Origin of the sequence: Sphingomonas arenae (assembly GCF_016924655.1) — a bacterium.
GTDB classification, from domain to species: Bacteria; Pseudomonadota; Alphaproteobacteria; order Sphingomonadales; family Sphingomonadaceae; genus Sphingomicrobium; species Sphingomicrobium arenae.
In genome coordinates, this window is record NZ_JAFFJU010000001.1 from 906,055 (window position 1) to 925,116 (window position 19,062).

Genomic DNA, 19,062 nt, shown 5'->3' on the forward strand with positions numbered 1-19,062 from the left:
GGAACTACGTGTGTCCCGCGCCGATCAGCTCGCCTTGGTCCACGCGATCCATTCGTTCACCCGCTTTTCCAGCAGGTCGAGCGGCATGGACCCAGCCAGCAGCACCGTGTCGTGGAACTGCCGGTCGTCGTAGCGAGTACCGAGCTCAGCCTTCGCCTTGGCGCGCAGTTCCTCGATCTTGAGTTTGCCGACCATATAGGCGGTCGCCTGGCCCGGGTAGACGACGTAGCGCTCAATCGCCTTCACAATGCCGCCCTTGGCGTCGGCGCTATTGTCCTCGACGTACTTGATCGCCTGCTCACGGGTCCAGCGCTTGTGATGGATGCCGCTGTCCACGACGAGGCGAATGGCCCGGTGCAGCTCCAGCTGCAGCCGGCCGAAGTCGCGGTACGGGTCGTTGTAGAGGCCCATCTCCTTGCACAGCTTTTCCGCATAGAGACCCCAGCCCTCGTCGGTGGCGGTGTAGCCGCTGAACTGACGAAACGGTGGCACCTCGCCTTCGCCAAGCTCGCTCAACAAGGCGCCCTGCAGGTGGTGGCCGGGAATGCCCTCGTGGCAGAACAAGGCCTCGACCTCGGTTGAGGGCATGTCGTTCATGTCGTAGAGGTTCACATAGTAAATGCCCGGGCGCGAGCCATCGGGCGGCGGGTCGTTGTAGAAGGCCTTACCGGCGCTCTTCTCCCGGAACGGCTCGACCGGCTTGATCTGCAACGGGGTCTTGGGCAGCCGGCCGAAGAAACGCGGCAGGGCAGCCTGGACCGCCGCCTGCGCCTTTGCGCTTTCATCGAGGTACATCTGCTTACCCGCCGCGGTGTTCGGATAATAGAATTGCTTCGACGTCCGCATGTGCTCGAAAAACTCGGGCAGCGTTCCCTTGAAGCCGACCTGATCCTTGATGGCGGTCATCTCACGATGGATTCGTGCGACCTGGTCGAGCCCGAGCTGATGGATCTGGTCGGGAGTGAGGTCGGTCGTCGTATAATATCTGAGGCGCGCCTGATATTCGGGCGCGCCATTCGGGAAGCGCCAGATGCCGTCGTCACGCCCGGCCTTCGCCTGCTGTGCCTGCATGGCCGAGATGACGCGCTGGTAGGCTGGCTTGAGGTCGCGAACCATTGCGGTGCGCCCCGCAGCGAGGAGGCGGTCCTTGGTCGCCTGGTCGGCATTGAGCTTGCCGACCTTGGTCTTGAAATCGGCCCAGAGATCGTTGTCCGCCCCGCCGTCGAAGGGAGCGCCCTTGATGAGGTTGCGGCTGTCGGCGACAACGTACGGGTAGACCCACTTGGGCGCGAGCACGCCTCGAGCCTCACGGTCCTGAGCTTCGGCAATTGCCTGGTCGAGGTAGCGCGCGACGCCGCTGATTCGAGACACATACGCCTCCGCATCCGAGACGCTGTCGACCTTGTGGATGTTGATCAGGAACGCGGGGCCTTCCGATTGCGCGCCGTTCATCTGGTCGAAGACGAGGCCGTTCTTCCGGTAGGGCCACAGCGAGTCGGACCGCGCGATGCGATACAGGAACAGGTCGTAGCTGAGTTGGTCTTCCGGGCTGAGGCTCTCACGTGGGAAGCGTCGCTGAAGCTCTGCGGCGTAGCGCTGATCGAGGGCGCGGTTCTCCTCCGCGGCGGCATCCGTGAACTCGTCCCACTTGCCGTAATCGGCGTCCTTGATGCCGCGGTAGGACTTGGACAGCGGTGACAGGGCGAGTTCGGCCTTGTCATACTCGTCGAAGAAGGCGGCGAGTTCGGCATTCCTGGCGGGCGCCGGCTGAGCAGCAGAGGGCACTGGCGCTTCAGCGATCGGCGCCGTGGCCGACGATGCCGCCGGAGGTGTCGTCGCGCAGGCCGCGAGGAGAGCAGTGGAGGCGAGGAGAAGGATATGCTTCAAGCGGGCGACCTTTCAAACAGCGTCCGCTTCCTTCAAGGGGAAGGCGTTTGCCGGATCAAGCCCGGCATGACGCGCTATTCGACCAACGACCGGAGCACATGGCCCTCTACCCCCTCCTTCGCCCCCTCATCTTGCGGTTGGACGCGGAAAAGGCGCACCAAGTGACGATCGCGTCGCTTAAGGCCATGCCGAAGCGTAAAGCTCCATCGTCGCCCACCGCGCTGGCGGTGGAGGTCGCCGGCTTGCGGTTTCCGAATCCCGTCGGACTGGCCGCGGGGTTCGACAAGGACGCCGAAGTGCCGGATGCGATGCTCGCGCTGGGCTTTGGATTCGTGGAGGTGGGAACACTCACGCCCAGGCCGCAGCACGGAAATCCTCGTCCACGACTGTTCCGGCTCCCGGAGGATCAGGCGGTCATCAACCGGTTCGGATTCAACAATCAGGGACAGGAGGATGCACTCCAGCGCCTCCGTGGCCGCAGGCGCGCGGGCGTCCTCGGGGTGAATATCGGGGCCAACAAGGACTCGCCGGATCGTGTCGCCGACTATGCGGAGGGGGTGCGCCGGATGAGCGAGGTCGCGGATTATCTCACGATCAACATCAGCTCGCCCAACACTCCGGGCTTGCGTCAGCTCCAAGACGAAGGAGCGCTGCGGGAGCTGCTTGCCGCCGTGCGCGACGCCCGTTCACCGGACGGCCCTCCGGTATTCCTGAAGGTCGCGCCCGACCTGGGGCAAGAGGAACCTCGGCAGATCGTGCGCGCGGCGCTGGACCATGGCGTCGACGCGCTGATCGTCAGCAACACGACCATTTCGCGCCCGCCGCTCCGGTCCAGCCACGGCGGTGAAGCGGGCGGGCTCTCGGGCGCTCCGCTCAAACCCCTGGCCCTCGATGCGCTGCGTCGGTTCCGGGCGGCATCGGGCGGGCAGCTGCCGCTGGTCGGCGCGGGGGGGATCGCTTCGGCCGAGGATGCCTGGCAGCGCATTCGGGCGGGTGCGAGCCTGGTGCAGCTGTACAGCGCCATGGTCTATGAAGGTCCGGGGATCGCACGCCGGATCGCCGAGGGACTGGCGGTGGAGCTTGAACGCGCCGGCTTCAGCAGCATTGCCGAGGCCGTGGGGACGGAGTAGCCCCGCACATCATGCGAGCCCGTTCCCTGACGCTCATCGCCGCGCTGCTGCTGTCCGGTTGCGCGGTTAGTACCTCGACTACGCCTGCCGCAGTCCGGGAAGCGCCACCGACGGAAGTGGGCCATGGCGCCGCCTCCCCTGCCGCCCAGCCGGCGCTCGTGTCGTCTGCCAAGGGCATGGTCAGCGCGGCCGATCCGCGCGCAGCTGCGGCCGGAGCGGAGATGCTTCGACAGGGCGGCAGCGCCGCGGATGCGGCTCTCGCAACGCTCCTCGCGCTGACCGTGGTCGAGCCGCAATCCAGCGGCATCGGCGGTGGCGGCTTCCTCGTCTACGACGACGGCGATGGCAGCCCGGAGACCTACGACGGACGCGAAACGGCGCCGGCGGCGGCGAACGAGACGTGGTTCTTCGTCAACGGCAAGCCGCTCGACTTCCCGGAGGTGATCCCCGGCGGGCGCAGCGTCGGCGTGCCCGGCAACGTGCGCCTGATGGCGCTTGCGCATCGCAACCAGGGGCGCCTCGCCTGGGCGAAGCTGTTCGAACCCGCAATCCGGCTCGCCCGCGACGGCTTCGCGGTTACGCCGCGCTTCCGCGAGATGCTGGCCAACAACAAGGAGACCGCGGGCTATACCGCAACGGGTCGCGCGCTGCTCTACCAGGCCGATGGAACACCCAAGCCGGTCGGCACCATCATCCGCAATCCGGAACTCGCATCCTTCCTGGAGCAGCTCGCGCGCAAAGGTCCGGACCATTTCTACTCGGGCCAAAATGCCGCGGCGATCGCGTCGGCCGTAAGCACCGCGCGGACCAACCCGGCGCCAATGACCGTGGGCGATGTCATCGCCTATGAGGCCAAGCAGCGCCCCCCGGTGTGCGGCGAATATCGCGGGCATCGGATCTGCGGCATGGGCCCGCCCTCCTCCGGCGGCACGACGGTGTTCGCCATCCTCAAGCAGCTCGAGCGCTTTCCGCTTGGGCAATTGGGGCCTGCCAGTCCGCAGAGCTGGCACCTGATCGCGGACTCCATGCGGCTCGCCTTTGCGGATCGCAATCGGTACCTGGCCGATCCGGATTTCATCTCAGTACCGACCACCGGTCTGTTCGACGCGGGTTACCTTGCCCAGCGATCCGCACTGATTTCTCCCGATCGCGCGCTGGCGTCGGCGGAGGCCGGGACCCCGCCCGGTGCTCCCAGGCTTGCGGAGGGCCTGACGCCGGAGGTCATCTCCACCTCGCACTTCGTGGCGGTCGATCAATGGGGCGAGGTCGCGTCGCTCACCTCCACCATCGAGAGCAGCTTCGGCTCGGGGCTGATGGTGAATGGCTATTATCTCAATAACGAGCTCACGGACTTCAGCCTCGTCCCCAACGTCGATAGCGTCTGGGTGGCCAACCGCGTGCAGGCGGGCAAGCGGCCGCGCAGCTCCATGGCTCCGACGATCGTCTATGGACCGGAGGGCAAGGTGCGGCTGGCCGTCGGTGCGGCCGGAGGTCCCACCATCATCGCGCAGGTGGCCAAGGCGATCATCGCCATGGTCGACTGGAACATGACCGCGCAGCAGGCGCTCGCCGCCCCCGTCATCTATGCGCCGGGGGACACGGTGTTCCTGGAACGGGGGACGGCACTTGAGGCGATGGCGCCGGCGCTGCGCGCTTATGGGCACAAGGTCGGCTTGCGTGCGCCAAGCTTCAAGGCGAATGCAATCGAACGGGTGGACGGCCGCTGGGTGGGAGCGGCCGATCCCCGAAGCGAGGGGGCAGCAGTCAGCGAATGAAGAGGACACAGCTCGAACACTTCCCGAATCTCGTCGCCATGTTCCTGGCGCGGGTCGGGGAACGCGGAGACGCGCCCTTCCTCTGGGCCAAGCGGAGCGGCAGGTGGGAGAGCGTCAGCTACAAGGAGGCAGCGCGGCAGGTCGCCGCCTTGTCGGCCAGCCTGCTGCAGATGGGATTAAAGCCGGGCGACCGGGTGATGCTTGTCAGCGAAAACCGGCCGGAATGGCTGATCGCCGACCTTGCCATCATGGCCGCGGGCTGCGTGACGGTTCCGACCTACACCACAAACACCACGCGCGATCACACGCACATTCTCGGCAATTCCGGTGCGCGGGCAGTGATCGTTTCCAACCAGAAGCTGGCGAAGACCCTCGTCCCCGCCGTGCTGTTTTCGTCCGACTGCCACGACGTGATCGGCATAGAGGACATCCGCACCGGGCAGGCACTGGAAGGCGCGCGCTTTCACCAGTGGGACGAGCTCACCCGCAATGGACATGATCTCGAGCCGCTGCGCCAGCGGATCGCGGGTGTCGGGCGCGACGATCTCGCCTGTCTCATCTACACCAGCGGCACGGGCGGCGCGCCCCGTGGAGTCCGGCAGCATCACGGCGCCATCCTCCACAATGTCGCAGCCTGCACCGACGTGATCGCCAACGACTTCGGGTGGGACGACGAGATCTTCCTGTCCTTTCTTCCGGCCAGCCACGCCTATGAGCATACCGGTGGTCAGCACTTCCCGATCGGGCTTGGCGCGCAGATCTACTATGCGGAGAGCCTCGAGAAGCTGGCAGCCAACATCGAGGAGGTCCGGCCGACCATCATGGTCGTCGTCCCCCGCCTGTTCGAGATGCTTCGGCAGCGCATCCTCAAGACCATCGAGAAGTCGGGCGGCCTGTCGCAGAAGCTGCTGAACCGCGCGCTGGCCATCGGCCAGGAGCGTTACGAGAAAGGCACCATCCCGCTCATCGACAAGCCGATGGACCTGTTCCTCTCACTTACCCTGCGCAAGAAGGTCGCGAGGAAATTCGGAGGCCGGATCAAGGCGATGGTATCGGGCGGCGCTCCGCTCAACCCAGAGGTGGGCCTCTTCTTCCATTCGCTCGGCCTCACCATGCTGCAGGGTTACGGGCAGACCGAAGCCGCACCGGTGATCAGCTGCAACCGGCCCAAGAATGGCATTCGCATGGACACGGTGGGACCGCCCCTGCTCAACACCGAAGTACGTATCGCGGAGGATGGCGAGATCCTGGTCCGGGGCGAGCTGGTCATGCACGGCTACTGGAACAATGACGAGGAAACGGGCCGGGTTCTCCAGGACGGGTGGCTCCTTACGGGCGATGTCGGCCATTTCGACGATGCCGGGCGCATTCGCATCACGGATCGCAAGAAGGACCTGATCGTCAACGACAAGGGGGACAACGTCTCGCCGCAGCGGGTCGAGGGCATGCTGACCCTCCAGCCGGAGATCGCGCAGGCGATGGTCTATGGCGACCGGAAGCCGCACCTGGTCGCGCTGCTGGTTCCGGAACCCGAGTTGGTGTCGGAGCTGAAACGCGACGAGGCCGCAATCCGGGCACGGCTGCAGAAGGCGGTCGACCGGGTCAACGCGGACCTGTCCGTCATAGAAAAGGTCCGTCGCTTCATCTTGGCAGACGAGGCCTTCACCGTGGACAACGAGCAGCTCACGCCCTCGATGAAAATCCGCCGGCACGTCATCAAGGCGGCCTACGAGGATCGCCTCGATGCCCTCTACGGGCGCTGACGCTTACCGAGGCTGGTCGGGAGTGGTGTAAGGCACGAAGTCGCTGAGCGAGCAGGATCCGACGGTGATTCCGTTGGTAAGATCCGTCATCCGGACGATCTCTCCCCGGCAGAGCTCACCGCTGCCAAAGGTCCTCGTGACCATGGCAACGCCGGGCCGCCCAAGGCCGATACAGCCACCAGCCGGATCGTTCCGCCAGACGCGCCGTGACCCATCACGGAAGAGGATGGTCTTTTCGTCAATTACGACCATGTCGTCGCGGCGGAAGGTCGGCAGGCAAGTCTGTGGCGACCCTGCGACCTTCCCGGTGAGATAGCGATCCAGCTCCTGCTGCGCCTTGGCCGATCGTGGCTGATCGTTCGCGCTAGCGGCGCACGCGGCGACGCTCGCAAGCAGAGGAAGAAGAAGTAGTGAGCGCATGGCGGACCTCTCGAACTCGGGTGCTGTCAACGCACGAAAGACAATGCTGTCTCCGACCTTAACGAAAGCTGTCCTTCGCCTGCCGTAACGACCCGAGTTCCTGGACATCCTTCGCCCGCAGGAAAGGGTTGGTCGCCCATTCCTCGGCCACCGTGGTGGGTACCGTCATCGCTCCGGCGTCCCGCAGCGCCTCGACCTGCGTGAGCCTGGTCCGCACCGCGATGTTGTCGGGTTCCGCATGAGCCGCGAAGCGAGCGTTGCCGAGCGTATATTCATGAGCGCAGTAGAGCCGCGTGTCCGCGCCGAGCGTGCCCAGCCGCTGGAGCGAGGCATGCATCTGCGCCGGCGTCCCCTCGAACAGTCGCCCGCAGCCCATGACGAACAGCGTGTCGCCGACGAAAGCGAAACCGGCCTCACGAAAGACAAACGCGATGTGGCCCAGCGTGTGCCCCGGGACCTCCCAGACTTCCGCCTCCAGCTGACCCACGCGAACCCGGTCGCCCTCCCGCAGTTCCTCGTCGATGCCGGGGATGCGATCGCGCTCGGCGGCCGGTCCATGGATGGTGCAGCCGGTCGCCTCCTTCACCTGCAGGTTGCCGCCCGTATGGTCGGGATGCCAGTGGGTGGTGAGCACCTGTCCGATCCGCCATCCGCGCTCCTCGGCGGCTCGGAGCGCTGCCGTTCCGTCGCCCGGATCCACGACCGCGACAGCACCACTTGCAGGATCGCGCAGTAGCCAGATGTAGTTGTCGCTGAACGCCGGGACAGCAACGATTTCGGGTGCTGCCGTGCTCACCACTCGCCCGTGTTCGGCATGGAAGCCCAGGGCTCCGCAGGATCCTTGGCCCCGCCCATCTGCAGCAGCTCGATGCTGATCCGATCAGGCGTTCGGACAAAGGCCATCCGGCCATCGCGCGGTGGTCGGTTGATGGTCACGCCGGCATCCATCAGGCGCTGGCAGGTCTCGTAGATGTCGTCGACCTGGTAGGCGAGGTGGCCGAAATTGCGGCCGCCACCATAGTCTTCCGGATCCCAATTGTAAGTGAGCTCAACTTCGCCACCCTCGTCGCCGGGCACGCCCAGGAAAATCAACGTGTAGCGGCCCGCCTCACTACTCATTCTGCGACGCTCTTCCAGCCCGAGCAGGTTGAAGAAGCGGACGGTGGCCTCCGGGTCTGTCACCCGGATCATGGTGTGGAGGAACTTCATGCCCCTCACTTGGGCGCGGCGGGCGCGTCCAGCAAGGCCAAGGCTTCCCTGGCGGCCTTGCCGGTGGGACTGTTCGGCTCGGCGGCAGCGGCGCGGGTCCAGTATTCGCGGGCCTTCGCCACATCACCGGCAAAATGGTACACGTGGCCCGCCTCGAACAGCACCAGCGCGTCGTTGGGCGCAAGGGTCAGCGCCCGACCGATCGCATCCTTGGCGCGGCCGGCATTCCCCTCCCTGATCGCAAGTGCGGCCGAGAAGTACCAGAGGAACGGGTCTTCCCCGATGATGGCTGCGGCCTCGTCGGCCCGGGTGCGAGCCGTGGTGAGGTCATTCTGCGCCTCCGCAGCGCGGGCGCGGTCGAGCAAGGCCTCGCCGCGCTGTTCCGCCTGGAGCCCGGTGCCGGCCAGGGCACGGTCGAGCGCCAATGCGGCCTTGCCGGGCTGATCCGCGGCGATCCACATGTTGCCTGCCGCCGCGAGGGCGCGATCACGTTCAGGACCGTTTGCGGGCGAGGCCGCGGCTGCCTTCTCGAACTGCTCCGCCGCCCGGGCGGGCTGACCGAGCCCCTGGGCCTGAACGGCCCTGCAAACATAGGTTACCGGAGTATCGATGTCGGGACATGGCGCCGGCGGCGTCTGCGGTTGGGCTGTCGCAAGGACGGCAGCAAGGACAAGGATCATCCGGCAAGCTCCACGAGGTCGTCGACCTCTCGGCTCAGCGCCCGCAGCTCGTGCGGCTCCGAGAGGCGATGGTTGCCGCCCTTGAGCAAGGTCAGCTGGACGTCGGCTGAACGCAGCTGCTCCACCAGCTTGAACGCAACCCCGGTGGGAACATCCGCATCCGCATCACCATGCAGCAGCCGCACCGGACAGCGGATGTTGATGGCTCCGCCGAGCACGCGCAGTGGTTCACCGGACTCCCAGAATGCCCGGGTCGTCACCTGCTTGTCGCGACCATAGGGGTTTTCACGCTCCAATCGTCCGTGCTGCACCAGAGCCGCCTTGTCATCGGTCGTATAGCCCCAGTCGGTGAAGTCCGGTGCCGCAGCGACGCCGATCAGTCCTACCACCCGCGCGGGCCGCTGTAGCGCGAGGTGCAGGGCGAGCCACCCGCCCATGGAGGAGCCCACCGCGATCAGCGGCCCTTCGGTGAGCGCGTCCACCATTGCCAGCGCCTCTTCCAGCCAGCGATTGAGGGTGCCGTCCTCAAACCGGCCGCTGGAGGAACCCGTGCCCGAATAGTCGAACCGCAGCATAGCAACTCCGCGTTCCGCAGCGAAGGCGTCTAGCGCGAGCGCCTTGGTCCCCTCCATGTCGGAGGCGTATCCCGGCAGGAACAGCAGGGTCGGCGAACGGCCCGGACGCCGGCGAGCGGCGATGCGGCGGCCATCGGGAAGTGTGAGGAACTCGAGCGGGGGAGCGTTCATGGAGACGGTCATTGCCCGTCGCTCGTCCGCGTACAAGCAGTCAGGTGAACTACGACCGGCGGGATGCGCTACAGCGCCCGTCGAAGCCGGATCTGACCCTTGTCATTGCCGATGGTGACCTGGTCGGCCGACTGCCACAGCAGGGTCGCGGGTTGGGACAGCACCGCCAGCGCCTGCGTTTCGGCGGTCATGTCGGGGCAGGCCATGCGCGTCGACGCGCGCGCGCCAGCACTGAAGGTGATGCTTGTCACGGTATAGGTGCCCGTGATGGTGTTGCAGCCGAACCGTGCCGTCATCCGATTGCCGGCGAACTGCATGGCGCCGCTCACCGGCTGGCTGTTCACCTGTTCGACCGTCCAGTTGCTGTTGCCGAGCGTCATGCTGAGCGGTTCCCCGCCGCAGCCGCTGAAGCGACGTCCATCAACGGTCAACTGGACAGTGTCGGGATAGGAGCGCTGCGTGACGGGGTCGGTGCAGCGCATGCGGGTGATCAGCGCCTGCATCCGGCTGGTCCGGATCGGAAGCCCAGCGGCAATCATGGCCCGCCCGGAAATCGGCTCGGCGACGCGGACGCGGTTGCTGAAATCCGTATAGACCATGTTCGCGCGGTCGATGGACAATTCCCATGCCGGACTGCTTCCAGTGGCCCGGTAAGCGCCGGGCCTCACGGAAGGCGCCGGGTCATAATCACGGGTCGTGCCGCAAGCCGCCGCAGCCAGACAGAGCAGGGGAACCGTTTGCTTCATCCAGGCCTCCTTCGGTCCGCCAACGCGTAACGGTCCCGTAAGGATGCCTCTAGAAGTTCGCTCCCACCGTCAGCGCCGGTCCGCTGCCGGGCATCGCGTTGCCCATCAGCTTGAGCCGGTAGTCGAGGTGCGCCCGGATCCGCGGGTTGATCCAGAGTGAGGCGCGGGGGCCCACATCGAGCCTCGCCAACCCTGGCTGGACCCCGCCCCAGACCCCGCCGCCAAGCGCGAGCCGGCTGTTGACCGGGCGCGAGACCGCAAAGCCGCCATCGGCGAACATGTCGCGGCTCTGCAGGCCGACGATGCCCGCCTGGGCATAGCCGTCGAGCCTGAAGTTCCACGGGAGCGGATGGTCGTAAATGCCGCCTTCCGCGAGCAGCGCGAAGGCGTTGCGCCCGCCGCCGATGCCAAAGGCCTTGCGACGCTCGGCAAGCAGTCGGACAGGGACGCTTTGCACCGGCTGCCAGCTGACCCCGAGCGCGGCTTCGCCGGCAGGCTTCTGCCCAGGCTGCTGGTGCACGGGCGAGGAGACTCGCAGGTTGAGCGCGAAGGCGCGATCAATCTGCCAGGTCAGCCGCGCGCCCGCCTGGCTCTGCCCCAACTGCCCGCTCGGTGCCAGCGGCGTGGGGCCGTTCACGGGGGCGGCGATCCCTTGGTTCTGGCGCAGCAATGCCCAGGTGGTAAGGCTAAGGCGATCGAAGGCCTTGCGCATGACCGGCGTGAAGCTTGGCGTTGTCCGAACCGGCGTTGTGGGGGAGGTCGCCGCCATCTCGGGTGCTTGGCCGGGCCAGCCCCCGAAGGGCGGGTAAGCGGCAGGATAGACCACCGGCGCGGGCGCGTAGATGGGAGGCGCTTCTGCATAACGGACCGGGCGAGCCGAGGGCACGGACATGGGCACGGCCACTGAATAGGGGTAGGCGACCGGCTGCATCGGCGGCGCGCCATAGGCCCATGGCTGTGCCGGCGGTCCGGCGTCCGCAACGTCCACCTGCGGCTCGACCGGCAGCGGAGTGACCGCGGGTGGCACGGGGATCGGGGCGAGCGGGGCCAAGGCGAGCGCCTGCCCGGCCGTCCGGACCCCGATCCAGGTGATGATGGCGACTCCCAGGAAACGCAGGGGTGCACTGCTCATGATCTAACGATACTCCGTCGGAAAGGTGTGATTGGTCTTGTCCCAGCGCTTCGGCCCACCCCTGAGGTGAATGCCGAGCGCACGATGGGTGGCGAGAATGGCGACGAGGTTGCTGGCCAGCACCCGGGGCAGCGAGGCCAAGGCTTCGCCCCAGCCGTAGACTGCCCAGGTGAACGCCGCGCGCATGGCCAGGCGCCAGACGAGTAGCCCGGCATTGGCGGCGAGCAGGCCTTGCAGCAGCGGCGACATGGGCGGCGGCTTGGGGGCTCCGAGGGCCGAGCCGACCCACAGCTGTCCCCACAGGATCGCGGCGGCATAGCCGGCAACCATCAGCAGGGCGGCGATCGGGCCCTTGCGGTCGCGCATCCGGAACCAGTTCTCGCCCCAGCCGCGGCCCCAGCCGAGCCGTTCCCAGCCGGCAAAGGAGATGCCGCCGATCCAGCGCGCCTTCTGGCGCACGGCGGCGCGGAGCGTGCCGGGGAATTGTCCCTGGCTGGCGACCAGGGCGCGTTCGTTCTCGACCTCCGGCAGGCGCACGAAGCGGGTCCGCTCCCCCATGGCGCCGAGCCGGAGCCCGCATTCATAATCCTCGGTCATGCTGCCGGTGGCGAAGGGGCTGCCGTTGCCCGCGGTCGCGAGCCTGGCGAGGGCATCGCGGTTGATGGCGCAGCCGACGCCGGCGAGCGGAATCGCGGCCCCGACCGACTGCCGCACCGCGAGATCCTTGCCGTGGCTCTCGGCGAACTCGTCGCAATAATGGCCGGCAATCCAGGGACTTAGCGAGTCCGGCAGAGGCACCACGGGCAGCTGCACCAGCCCGGCGCCGGGAATTGCCGCGTCGAACAGGCGCAACTCGAGCGGGTGGACCAGGTCTTCCGCGTCGTGGAGCACTATCGCCATGGCGCGCTCACCCCGCTCCGCCTCTAGCCGGACCAGCGCGGCGTAGAGGTGGTTGAGGCAGTCGGCCTTGGTCGTGGGGCCGTCGGCGGGGACCTCGACCGGGACGATCCGGCCATCTTCGCGGGCGGCGGCGTGGACGGCTTCGGCGGTGGCGGGATCGTTGCGGTAGTGGCCGAGGAACAGAGTATATCGAGGATAATCAAGGCGTTGGACGGTGGCGCGGAGCATTTGGCCGATCACTGCGGCTTCGTCCCAAGCGGGAATGAAGACCACCATCCAGCCCGGATTGGCGCTTCGGGGGAGGTCGCGGGCGTCGCGCCATTCGTCCGGACGCCACAGGCCGCGCGCGAAATAGAGGAAGTCCAGCAGCAGATCGTCGAGCGAAAACAGCAGAAATCCGGCCGCCGCGAACAGCGCCAGCTCATCCGCCGCTCCGGCCAGGGCCGTGGGCAAGGTCAAGGAAACGGCTTCGTGATGACGAGAAGGCGCATCGGTCCCAACCCCCCGTTGACGGACCAGTGAACCGAGCAAGGCGCCCCTGACACAGCCGCGGGGCGGGCGGCAATCACCGTCTTTGTGACACGTTGAAGTTCACAAACGCGTGTGTTTGTGTCGCAACGGTCACCTATATTGACCGGAACCGACCCGTAATCGGCGCATTAACCGCATCGAAAGGGCGAGAAGACACAACAGGGCGGGCCGGACAGGATTCACGAGGTACGCCAGGTGTTCGCATTGCCGATGTTCCAGACGATCAGCGCCCGGCTCCACGCCCGTTCGACGGCTTTGCTGACCAGCCTGGAGAGCCGGCTGTCCCACATCGTCATCGGCTGGATGCTGCTGGCCGCGCTGGCCTGTGCCGCGCGGGTCGCCGCAAGCCCGCTGCCCGTGCTCGACCGAACGGCGATCACCCCCTACCTGCTGCTGGTGCTGGCCCCGGCGGCGAGCTTTGTCCTGGCGCTGCGCTGGTTCGCGGACGGGGAGAGCCTGCCCCAGCCGGAGCGGCGCCTAGCGCTGGTCGGCCGCTGGCGGAGCGTCGGCCCGGACGAGGCGAAGCGCCATGCGCTGTACGGCACCAGCGGGATCATGGTCTCGCTGCTGATCGGGATGCTGCTGAACGTGCCGGTCCGCGCGGCCGAGTATCTGGCATCCATCCCGGCGATCGCCGCCGACGCGCCGCAGTGGCTGTCCACCCTGCACTTCGCGATGACGGTGGACGCGGTGCTGATGAGCAGCCTGTACGTGGTCGCCTTCGTCGCCGCGCTGCGCCGCGTGCCCCTGTTCCCGCGCCTGTTGCTGTTCATCTGGCTGACCGACATCACCGCCCAGCTGCTGATCGCCAACGCGGTGGTCGCGACCGACGTCCCCGGAGACGTCGCGAGCGCCCTCCATGCGCTGCTGGAAGGCAATATCAAGAAGACGATGATCAGCGTGGGCCTGTGGCTGCCCTACCTGCTGCTGAGCAAGCGCGTGAACGTGACGTATCGCCACCGGGTGCCGGCTTAGCCGTCGAGGTGGGGGCGGCCGAGAAGCAGCCCGTCACACCACCATTTGCGATCCAGCAAGCCGCTGTTAGCTTCGCCTGATGGGGGACCGACTGCGGCACGCTGAGTACGCGCTAATCGTCATCATTATCGGCGCATGTCTTTACGTGCCCACGGCCAGCCTGCTGCACGCGCTCGGAAGATGACGACGACGAGGGTTCCAATAACTTTCTGGGCTGCCCTGTGTGTCGCAAGCACCGGTTATGTGATCAGCCAAACGCTACGCTTCAGCCTGCAAGGCCGCGACTTCAACATGATGTGGGTCGCCGGATGTCTCGCCACCGAGGGCCGCATCGCTGAAATCTATAACTTGCGTGCGTTCGACGCGGCGGCATCTGCCATGATGGGGATCCAGACGGCGGGGAATGCTTACAGTTATCCTCCCCACGCGCTGTTCATTGCGATGCCCTTTGCCTACCTGCCGCTCGGATTGGCCTTTGCGTCATGGAATGTTCTGACGCTCGGCCTCTTTCTCTATGCTGCCCGCTTCCACCTGCCAGAGAGGCTTTGGCTAGCAGGGTGCGCGCCTGCGAGCGTGATTTGCCTCAGCTTCGGTCAATATGGTTTGCTTACGAGCGCCCTGTTCCTATTGGCATTCAGGCGGTCCGTCTTGGGCGGGAGCGGGGCTGACGATTAAGCCGCATGTTGGTTTCCTTTACGCGGTTCCGTTCTTGCGCCACCCAACCTCGGCGTTGAAGGCCATCTTGAAGGTCGCAACTTGGCTTTTGGCGAGGGTTCTTGCGTTCGGCACCAGCTCGTGGCGCAACTTCTTCGATAGCTCTTTGGCACTGCAGCTTTCTCGAGTTGCCAATCCTGAAGCCAAGCTCTTCTACCTTCAGGTAACGCCCTCTACCGGGTACGGGCTGGTCGGCCAGCTTGTCTTCGGGATCGCTGCTGGTTCTGGTTTGGCGCAAGTTCAACGTGTTCACGGCTGCCACCGCGACGTTCCTCCTGATCCCATACGGGTTTCACTACGACATGCCTGCGGTCTGCTTGGGCTTTGCAGTCCTACTTGAGAGCCGTTGGACGGCGTTGAGGCTTTGGGAGAAGACAGCGGCGGCTTTGGGGTTCGCCTCACCCGCTTTGACCTTGATCGGCACTTGGCTAGCGCCTCCCCTCCTTCTCCTAGGCTTGTGGGTGCAAGTGCGGCACTTCGGAGATGAAAAGACGACGAGCACGGGCATGAGAAGAACCGAATCGGTTGCGAATCAGCGATTTGGTTAACGAGCTTTAGACAAGCAAGTCGTTGCGAACGCGGTCCGAAAACGTGGCCGCAAACACCCTCTATGTATTTTTTTGGAACAAAACGGAGAGTTGCGCGTGTGCCGCCGCAAGGCTCGTTTAACCCGAAATTACCGTTTGAATTCAATTTGTTAGTTCAGACAGTTTGCAATGCATTCCGTTGATCCGGGTTAAACACCTATCCTTGACAGCGGGTTAAGGATTCCATTCCCTCCATCTCAGCCGAGCGGCCGGGGGCCTGGTTCGGCGCAGGGGGTCGAAACGCAACAGCGCTTCACAGGGTTCCTGCGCCGGCACCGCCAGGGGGACACTCCCGACAAGGTCGCGACGCGTCGAAAAGGCCCCATCCAGGGGGCGGATTGAAGGGGACTTTGTCATGTCGAATTTCATCAAGATGCTGAACGATGAGTCCGGCGCCTCGGCGGCGGAATATGCGCTGATCCTGGCCATTATCGGCTCGGCCATCGCGCTCGCCGCGATCGGTCTGGGCAACGCCATCAGCGATCGCCTGAGCACGACCTCCACCTGCATCAAGTCGAAGAACTCCACCGAATACACGGCGAACTGCCAGTAACCGATGGCGGCCGGTTTGCGCGGCCGCCTCTCCAACCATTACGAGTAGAGAGGGACGTACAATGACCAACTTCATCAAGATGCTGAACGACGAATCCGGCGCTTCCGCAGCCGAATATGCCCTGATCTTGGCGATCATCGGCTCGGCCATTGCCCTCGCCGCGATTGGTCTCGGCAATGCCATCAGCGAGCGTCTGAACACGACCTCGACCTGCATCAAGTCGAAGAACTCCACTCAGTACACGGCGAACTGCCAGTAACTAACGGAACGGCCGGCTCCCTCGGGGGCCGGCCGCTTTGTCCTGGGGGAACGGACATGCGCGCATGGGTTCGAATGATGCGGGACGAGAGCGGGGCCGCCGCGGCGGAATATGCGCTGATCGTCGGTGCCATCGGATCGGTCGTCGCGCTTGGCGCCATCAACCTCGGGAACGCCATCACCACCAGCGTCGGCGACGCGTCCACCAACGTGCAGACGTGCGGTGGAAGTTGCTGACGTGCCACAGTGTGGCCGTATGCGTAACGATCAATCGGTGTTAGAAATGCCCGGCAGGGGGGTCTGTACATGAAACGGCAATCGCTGATCGCGATCGGAATCGCGCTCGTTCTGGGACTGGTCGCCGTTTACCTGGCGAACACCTACCTTACCGCCGGCCGGGTCGCACAGGCGCCCGAGGGCACCACCAAGGTCGCGGTCGCGGCCGTTCCGCTGGACTATGGCGCCGAACTGACGCCCGAAAAGGTCCGCTTCATCGATTATCCGGCGAACGCGCTTCCGGCCGGAAGCTATCGCACCGTGAACGAGCTCCTGCCCGTGGGCAAGAGCCGGGTCGTGCTGCGGCCGCTCGCCGTCAACGAACCCATCCTGGCCGACAAGGTCACCGGCGAAGGCCAGGCGGCCTCCATCGCCGCGCTGCTGCCCAACGGCAAGCGCGCCGCCGCCGTGCGGATCAACGACGTGTCGGGCGTGGCAGGCTTCATCCGCCCCAACGACAGCGTCGACGTGCTGATCACCCGCCAGGTCATCGGCCCGGACAATCGCGGCAACGCCCAGGTCACCGACGTGCTGCTGCAGAACATCCGCGTGATCGCGATGGACCAGAACGCCAAGAACGAGAATGGCGAGCCCGCCGTCGCGCAGACCGCGACGCTGGAGGTCGAGCCGCTCGACGCGCAGAAGCTCGCGCTGGCCCAGACCGTGGGACAGATCAGCCTGGTGCTGCGCAAGCCCGGCGCCAAGGAAGACAATGCGATGGTGGAGACCGTCAGCCTGGAGGACCTGCGTTACGGCCGGTACGGGTCGGCGGGTTACGCCCGGCCGCTCGCTCCGCAAGCGCTGAACGTCCAGGCTTCCGCACCGCGCTACACCCGCGTTGCCGCTCCGCGGCCGGTCCGCCGTGCAGCGCCACGGCCCGCCGCGCCGAAGCCGGTCACCAATAGTGTCGAAGTGGTTCGGGGGACCACGGGCACCAGTTACGAAGTGGGGGGGTATGGCAAATAAGCATCGGATCCTCGCTGCCCTGGGCAGCGTTGCGGCGGCGGCCCTGGTGCCCGCCCCCGCGCTTGCCCAGGTGACCGCCGTCAGCGAAGCCGACGGTGTCCATGCGGGCGAACTCGCCGTGCCCGTCGGCAAGAGCCAGGTGCTCCGCGTCGACCGGCCCTATGCCAAGGCGCTGATCGGGGACCCGGCCGTGGCCGACGTCCTGCCGCTCACCAGCCAGTCGCTGTACGTGCTGGGCAAGAAGGCCGGGACCACCAGCCTGACGCTCTATGACCGCAGCAACATGCTGATCGCGGTGATGGACGTGGCGGTGGGGCCGGACGTGACCAGCCTGAAGCGCCAGCTGTCGGAACTGCTGCCCGGCGACCAGGTCGGCGCGCGCATGTCCAACGACGCGGTGGTGCTGGAAGGGATCGTGTCGAGCGGCCCCGCGGCCGATCGGGCGGTGCAGATCGCGGAGACCTATGCGCCCGGCAAGGTGGTGAACCTGCTGTCGGTGGGCTCTGCCCAGCAGGTCATGCTGGAAGTGCGGTTCTCCGAAGTGAAGCGCAACGCGTTCAAGCAGTTCGGGATCGGCGGCTTCCTGGACGGCAGCGGCAACAACGGCTTCCAGGGCGCGATCGGCGGCGGGGCCGGCCTGTCGGGCAGCGGTCCGCCCACGCTGGGCGCGATCGCCGACAGCTTCGGCATCCTGCGCCGGACGTTCGGCATCGGCGGGCTCAACATCGACGCGACGCTGGACGCGCTGGAGCGCAAGGGCGTGATCACGACGCTGGCCGAGCCGACGCTGGTGGCCCTGTCGGGCGAGACGGCGAGCTTCCTGGCGGGCGGCGAGTTCCCGATCCCGGTGCTGCGCAGCAACTCGGGCGGCAACGACGACGATGACGAGGGCATCGCGGGCCAGGTCACGGTGGAGTTCAAGCCGTTCGGCGTCAGCCTGGCGTTCACGCCGACGGTGCTGGCCGACGGGGTGATCAACCTGGTGGTGGCGCCGGAGGTCAGCTCGATCGACCCGACCGCGTCCATCCTGATCAACAACCTGCGCATCCCGGGCCTGCAGACCCGGCGGGCGAAGACGGTGGTGGAACTGCGCGACGGCGAAAGCTTCGCCATGGCCGGGCTGCTGCGGCGGGACTTCCAGGACACGGTGCGGCAGTTCCCGGTGCTGGGATCGATCCCGATCATCGGCACGCTGTTCCGCTCCACCAACTTCCAGAAGGAAGAAACAGAGCTGGTGATCATCGTGACGCCGCGGCTGGTCCGTCCGGTGCGCGCGGCGACGCTGAAGGCGCCCACCGACCGGGTGAAGCCGCCGGCGGAAGCGGACCTGTTCGTGCTCGGCCGGACCGACACGGGCGTGGGTCCGGTGCCCGAACTCGGCATCCAGCACGACGCCGGCCAGGCCCCGGCGCCAGGCCCGGTGCCGGGCGGGTCCGCCCAAGTGAACCCCGCCGGTCCGACCGGCCTGGAACGGGAGTATGGCCATGTCCTGTAAGCGTTGGATCCTGCTCGGCCTCGCCCTTCCGCTGGCCGGCTGCGCCACGGCCGACCCGCAGACGGGCTCCGTCGACCGCCATTTCGGCGAGGCGGTGGCCTGGAACAAGGAAGCGCAGATCATCGATCCGGACCCCGTCTATGGCGAGAACGACGCCAAGCCCGGCTCCCACGGGGAGAAGGCGGCGGCCGCGACCAAGCGCTACCGCACGGACGCGGTGAAGGCGGTCGAGCAGGTCGGCACGACCAGCGGCGGCGGCGGCAATGGCGGCTCCGGCGGCTCGGGCGGCGGGGGCTCAGGACCTCAATAAGGGTGACAG

General features: G+C 66.3%; 20 protein-coding genes. 11 read left to right on the forward strand and 9 right to left on the reverse strand.

What is annotated here, in order from left to right:
• Positions 1 to 24: 24 nt before the first annotated feature.
• Positions 25 to 1,887, reverse strand: coding sequence for a DUF885 domain-containing protein (locus JT720_RS04565; protein WP_205479659.1), 1,863 nt, complete (start codon positions 1,885 to 1,887; stop codon positions 25 to 27).
• Positions 1,888 to 1,985: 98 nt separating this feature from the next.
• Between JT720_RS04565 and JT720_RS04570 the strand changes: the two genes are divergently transcribed.
• From JT720_RS04570 to JT720_RS04580, 3 genes are read left to right on the forward strand one after another with little or no spacing between them, the layout of a single operon-like run.
• On the forward strand, positions 1,986 to 3,017 hold the full coding sequence (locus tag JT720_RS04570; RefSeq protein WP_205479661.1) for a quinone-dependent dihydroorotate dehydrogenase: 1,032 nt from the start codon (positions 1,986 to 1,988) through the stop codon (positions 3,015 to 3,017).
• An 11-nt stretch (positions 3,018 to 3,028) separates the two neighbouring features.
• Positions 3,029 to 4,792, forward strand: coding sequence for a gamma-glutamyltransferase (gene ggt / locus JT720_RS04575; RefSeq protein ID WP_205479663.1), 1,764 nt, complete (start codon positions 3,029 to 3,031; stop codon positions 4,790 to 4,792).
• Entirely contained in the window at positions 4,789 to 6,555 is a 1,767-nt protein-coding gene (locus JT720_RS04580) for an AMP-dependent synthetase/ligase (RefSeq protein WP_205479665.1), read from the forward strand. The genes ggt and JT720_RS04580 overlap by 4 nt, the downstream gene beginning before the upstream one ends.
• Positions 6,556 to 6,558: 3 nt before the next feature.
• On the opposite strand, the gene JT720_RS04585 is transcribed toward JT720_RS04580, so the two are convergent.
• The 8 genes from JT720_RS04585 to JT720_RS04620 form a co-directional block, all read right to left on the reverse strand.
• Positions 6,559 to 6,975 carry a hypothetical protein gene (locus JT720_RS04585; RefSeq protein ID WP_205479667.1) on the reverse strand — a complete coding sequence of 139 codons (417 nt, stop codon included), beginning with the start codon at positions 6,973 to 6,975 and terminating at the stop codon, positions 6,559 to 6,561.
• 58 nt (positions 6,976 to 7,033) lie between these two features.
• The gene (gene gloB / locus JT720_RS04590) at positions 7,034 to 7,771 is read right to left on the reverse strand and encodes a hydroxyacylglutathione hydrolase (protein WP_205479670.1); all 738 of its coding nucleotides are present in this window, start codon (positions 7,769 to 7,771) and stop codon (positions 7,034 to 7,036) included.
• Entirely contained in the window at positions 7,768 to 8,184 is a 417-nt protein-coding gene (locus JT720_RS04595) for a VOC family protein (protein ID WP_205479680.1), read from the reverse strand. The genes gloB and JT720_RS04595 overlap by 4 nt, the downstream gene beginning before the upstream one ends.
• Positions 8,185 to 8,189: 5 nt before the next feature.
• Positions 8,190 to 8,864, reverse strand: a complete 675-nt coding sequence (locus JT720_RS04600; protein ID WP_205479683.1) for a tetratricopeptide repeat protein — start codon at positions 8,862 to 8,864, stop codon at positions 8,190 to 8,192.
• Positions 8,861 to 9,610 carry an alpha/beta fold hydrolase gene (locus tag JT720_RS04605; RefSeq protein ID WP_205479684.1) on the reverse strand — a complete coding sequence of 250 codons (750 nt, stop codon included), beginning with the start codon at positions 9,608 to 9,610 and terminating at the stop codon, positions 8,861 to 8,863. The genes JT720_RS04600 and JT720_RS04605 overlap by 4 nt, the downstream gene beginning before the upstream one ends.
• Positions 9,611 to 9,678: 68 nt before the next feature.
• Positions 9,679 to 10,356: an META domain-containing protein gene (locus tag JT720_RS04610; protein WP_205479685.1), complete on the reverse strand. Its 678-nt coding sequence runs from the start codon at positions 10,354 to 10,356 to the stop codon at positions 9,679 to 9,681.
• A 49-nt stretch (positions 10,357 to 10,405) separates the two neighbouring features.
• On the reverse strand, positions 10,406 to 11,488 hold the full coding sequence (locus JT720_RS04615; RefSeq protein ID WP_205479686.1) for a hypothetical protein: 1,083 nt from the start codon (positions 11,486 to 11,488) through the stop codon (positions 10,406 to 10,408).
• 3 nt (positions 11,489 to 11,491) lie between these two features.
• Complete coding sequence (locus JT720_RS04620; RefSeq protein ID WP_237219646.1) at positions 11,492 to 12,847, reverse strand: glycosyl transferase family protein; 1,356 nt, start codon at positions 12,845 to 12,847, stop codon at positions 11,492 to 11,494.
• Positions 12,848 to 13,114: 267 nt separating this feature from the next.
• Here JT720_RS04620 and JT720_RS04625 point away from each other — a divergent pair, with 267 nt between their 5' ends.
• The 8 genes from JT720_RS04625 (at position 13,115) to JT720_RS04660 (ending at position 19,053) form a co-directional block, all read left to right on the forward strand.
• Positions 13,115 to 13,894 (forward strand): DUF2569 family protein, encoded by a 780-nt coding sequence (locus tag JT720_RS04625; protein ID WP_205479687.1) that lies wholly within the window; start codon positions 13,115 to 13,117, stop codon positions 13,892 to 13,894.
• A gap of 243 nt (positions 13,895 to 14,137) precedes the next feature.
• Positions 14,138 to 14,569 carry a glycosyltransferase 87 family protein gene (locus JT720_RS13765; protein ID WP_205479688.1) on the forward strand — a complete coding sequence of 144 codons (432 nt, stop codon included), beginning with the start codon at positions 14,138 to 14,140 and terminating at the stop codon, positions 14,567 to 14,569.
• A gap of 981 nt (positions 14,570 to 15,550) precedes the next feature.
• A complete protein-coding gene (locus JT720_RS04635; protein ID WP_205479690.1) occupies positions 15,551 to 15,748 on the forward strand; it encodes a Flp family type IVb pilin in 198 nt (65 codons plus the stop codon).
• 61 nt (positions 15,749 to 15,809) lie between these two features.
• Positions 15,810 to 16,007 (forward strand): Flp family type IVb pilin, encoded by a 198-nt coding sequence (locus tag JT720_RS04640; protein WP_205479692.1) that lies wholly within the window; start codon positions 15,810 to 15,812, stop codon positions 16,005 to 16,007.
• A gap of 56 nt (positions 16,008 to 16,063) precedes the next feature.
• Positions 16,064 to 16,243 (forward strand): Flp family type IVb pilin, encoded by a 180-nt coding sequence (locus JT720_RS04645; RefSeq protein WP_237219647.1) that lies wholly within the window; start codon positions 16,064 to 16,066, stop codon positions 16,241 to 16,243.
• A gap of 69 nt (positions 16,244 to 16,312) precedes the next feature.
• Positions 16,313 to 17,248, forward strand: coding sequence for a Flp pilus assembly protein CpaB (gene cpaB / locus JT720_RS04650; protein WP_205479694.1), 936 nt, complete (start codon positions 16,313 to 16,315; stop codon positions 17,246 to 17,248).
• Positions 17,238 to 18,743: a type II and III secretion system protein family protein gene (locus JT720_RS04655; protein ID WP_205479696.1), complete on the forward strand. Its 1,506-nt coding sequence runs from the start codon at positions 17,238 to 17,240 to the stop codon at positions 18,741 to 18,743. Before cpaB ends, JT720_RS04655 begins: the two co-directional genes overlap by 11 nt.
• Positions 18,733 to 19,053: a hypothetical protein gene (locus JT720_RS04660; protein ID WP_205479698.1), complete on the forward strand. Its 321-nt coding sequence runs from the start codon at positions 18,733 to 18,735 to the stop codon at positions 19,051 to 19,053. Before JT720_RS04655 ends, JT720_RS04660 begins: the two co-directional genes overlap by 11 nt.
• Positions 19,054 to 19,062 lie beyond the last annotated feature (9 nt).

Bases quoted from the DNA above. Each gene is read 5' to 3' on its own strand.
- JT720_RS04580 (WP_205479665.1), top strand. From the start codon at position 4,789: ATGAAGAGGACACAGCTCGAACACTTCCCGAATCTCGTCGCCATGTTC.
- JT720_RS04640 (WP_205479692.1), top strand. From the start codon at position 15,810: ATGACCAACTTCATCAAGATGCTGAACGACGAATCCGGCGCTTCCGCA.
- JT720_RS04655 (WP_205479696.1), top strand. From the start codon at position 17,238: ATGGCAAATAAGCATCGGATCCTCGCTGCCCTGGGCAGCGTTGCGGCG.
- JT720_RS04660 (WP_205479698.1), top strand. From the start codon at position 18,733: ATGTCCTGTAAGCGTTGGATCCTGCTCGGCCTCGCCCTTCCGCTGGCC.
- JT720_RS04615 (WP_205479686.1), bottom strand. From the start codon at position 11,488: ATGAGCAGTGCACCCCTGCGTTTCCTGGGAGTCGCCATCATCACCTGG.
- cpaB (WP_205479694.1), top strand. From the start codon at position 16,313: ATGAAACGGCAATCGCTGATCGCGATCGGAATCGCGCTCGTTCTGGGA.
- JT720_RS04605 (WP_205479684.1), bottom strand. From the start codon at position 9,610: ATGAACGCTCCCCCGCTCGAGTTCCTCACACTTCCCGATGGCCGCCGC.
- JT720_RS04570 (WP_205479661.1), top strand. From the start codon at position 1,986: ATGGCCCTCTACCCCCTCCTTCGCCCCCTCATCTTGCGGTTGGACGCG.
- JT720_RS04585 (WP_205479667.1), bottom strand. From the start codon at position 6,975: ATGCGCTCACTACTTCTTCTTCCTCTGCTTGCGAGCGTCGCCGCGTGC.
- JT720_RS04610 (WP_205479685.1), bottom strand. From the start codon at position 10,356: ATGAAGCAAACGGTTCCCCTGCTCTGTCTGGCTGCGGCGGCTTGCGGC.
- JT720_RS04595 (WP_205479680.1), bottom strand. From the start codon at position 8,184: ATGAAGTTCCTCCACACCATGATCCGGGTGACAGACCCGGAGGCCACC.
- ggt (WP_205479663.1), top strand. From the start codon at position 3,029: ATGCGAGCCCGTTCCCTGACGCTCATCGCCGCGCTGCTGCTGTCCGGT.
- JT720_RS04600 (WP_205479683.1), bottom strand. From the start codon at position 8,864: ATGATCCTTGTCCTTGCTGCCGTCCTTGCGACAGCCCAACCGCAGACG.
- JT720_RS04645 (WP_237219647.1), top strand. From the start codon at position 16,064: ATGCGCGCATGGGTTCGAATGATGCGGGACGAGAGCGGGGCCGCCGCG.
- JT720_RS04635 (WP_205479690.1), top strand. From the start codon at position 15,551: ATGTCGAATTTCATCAAGATGCTGAACGATGAGTCCGGCGCCTCGGCG.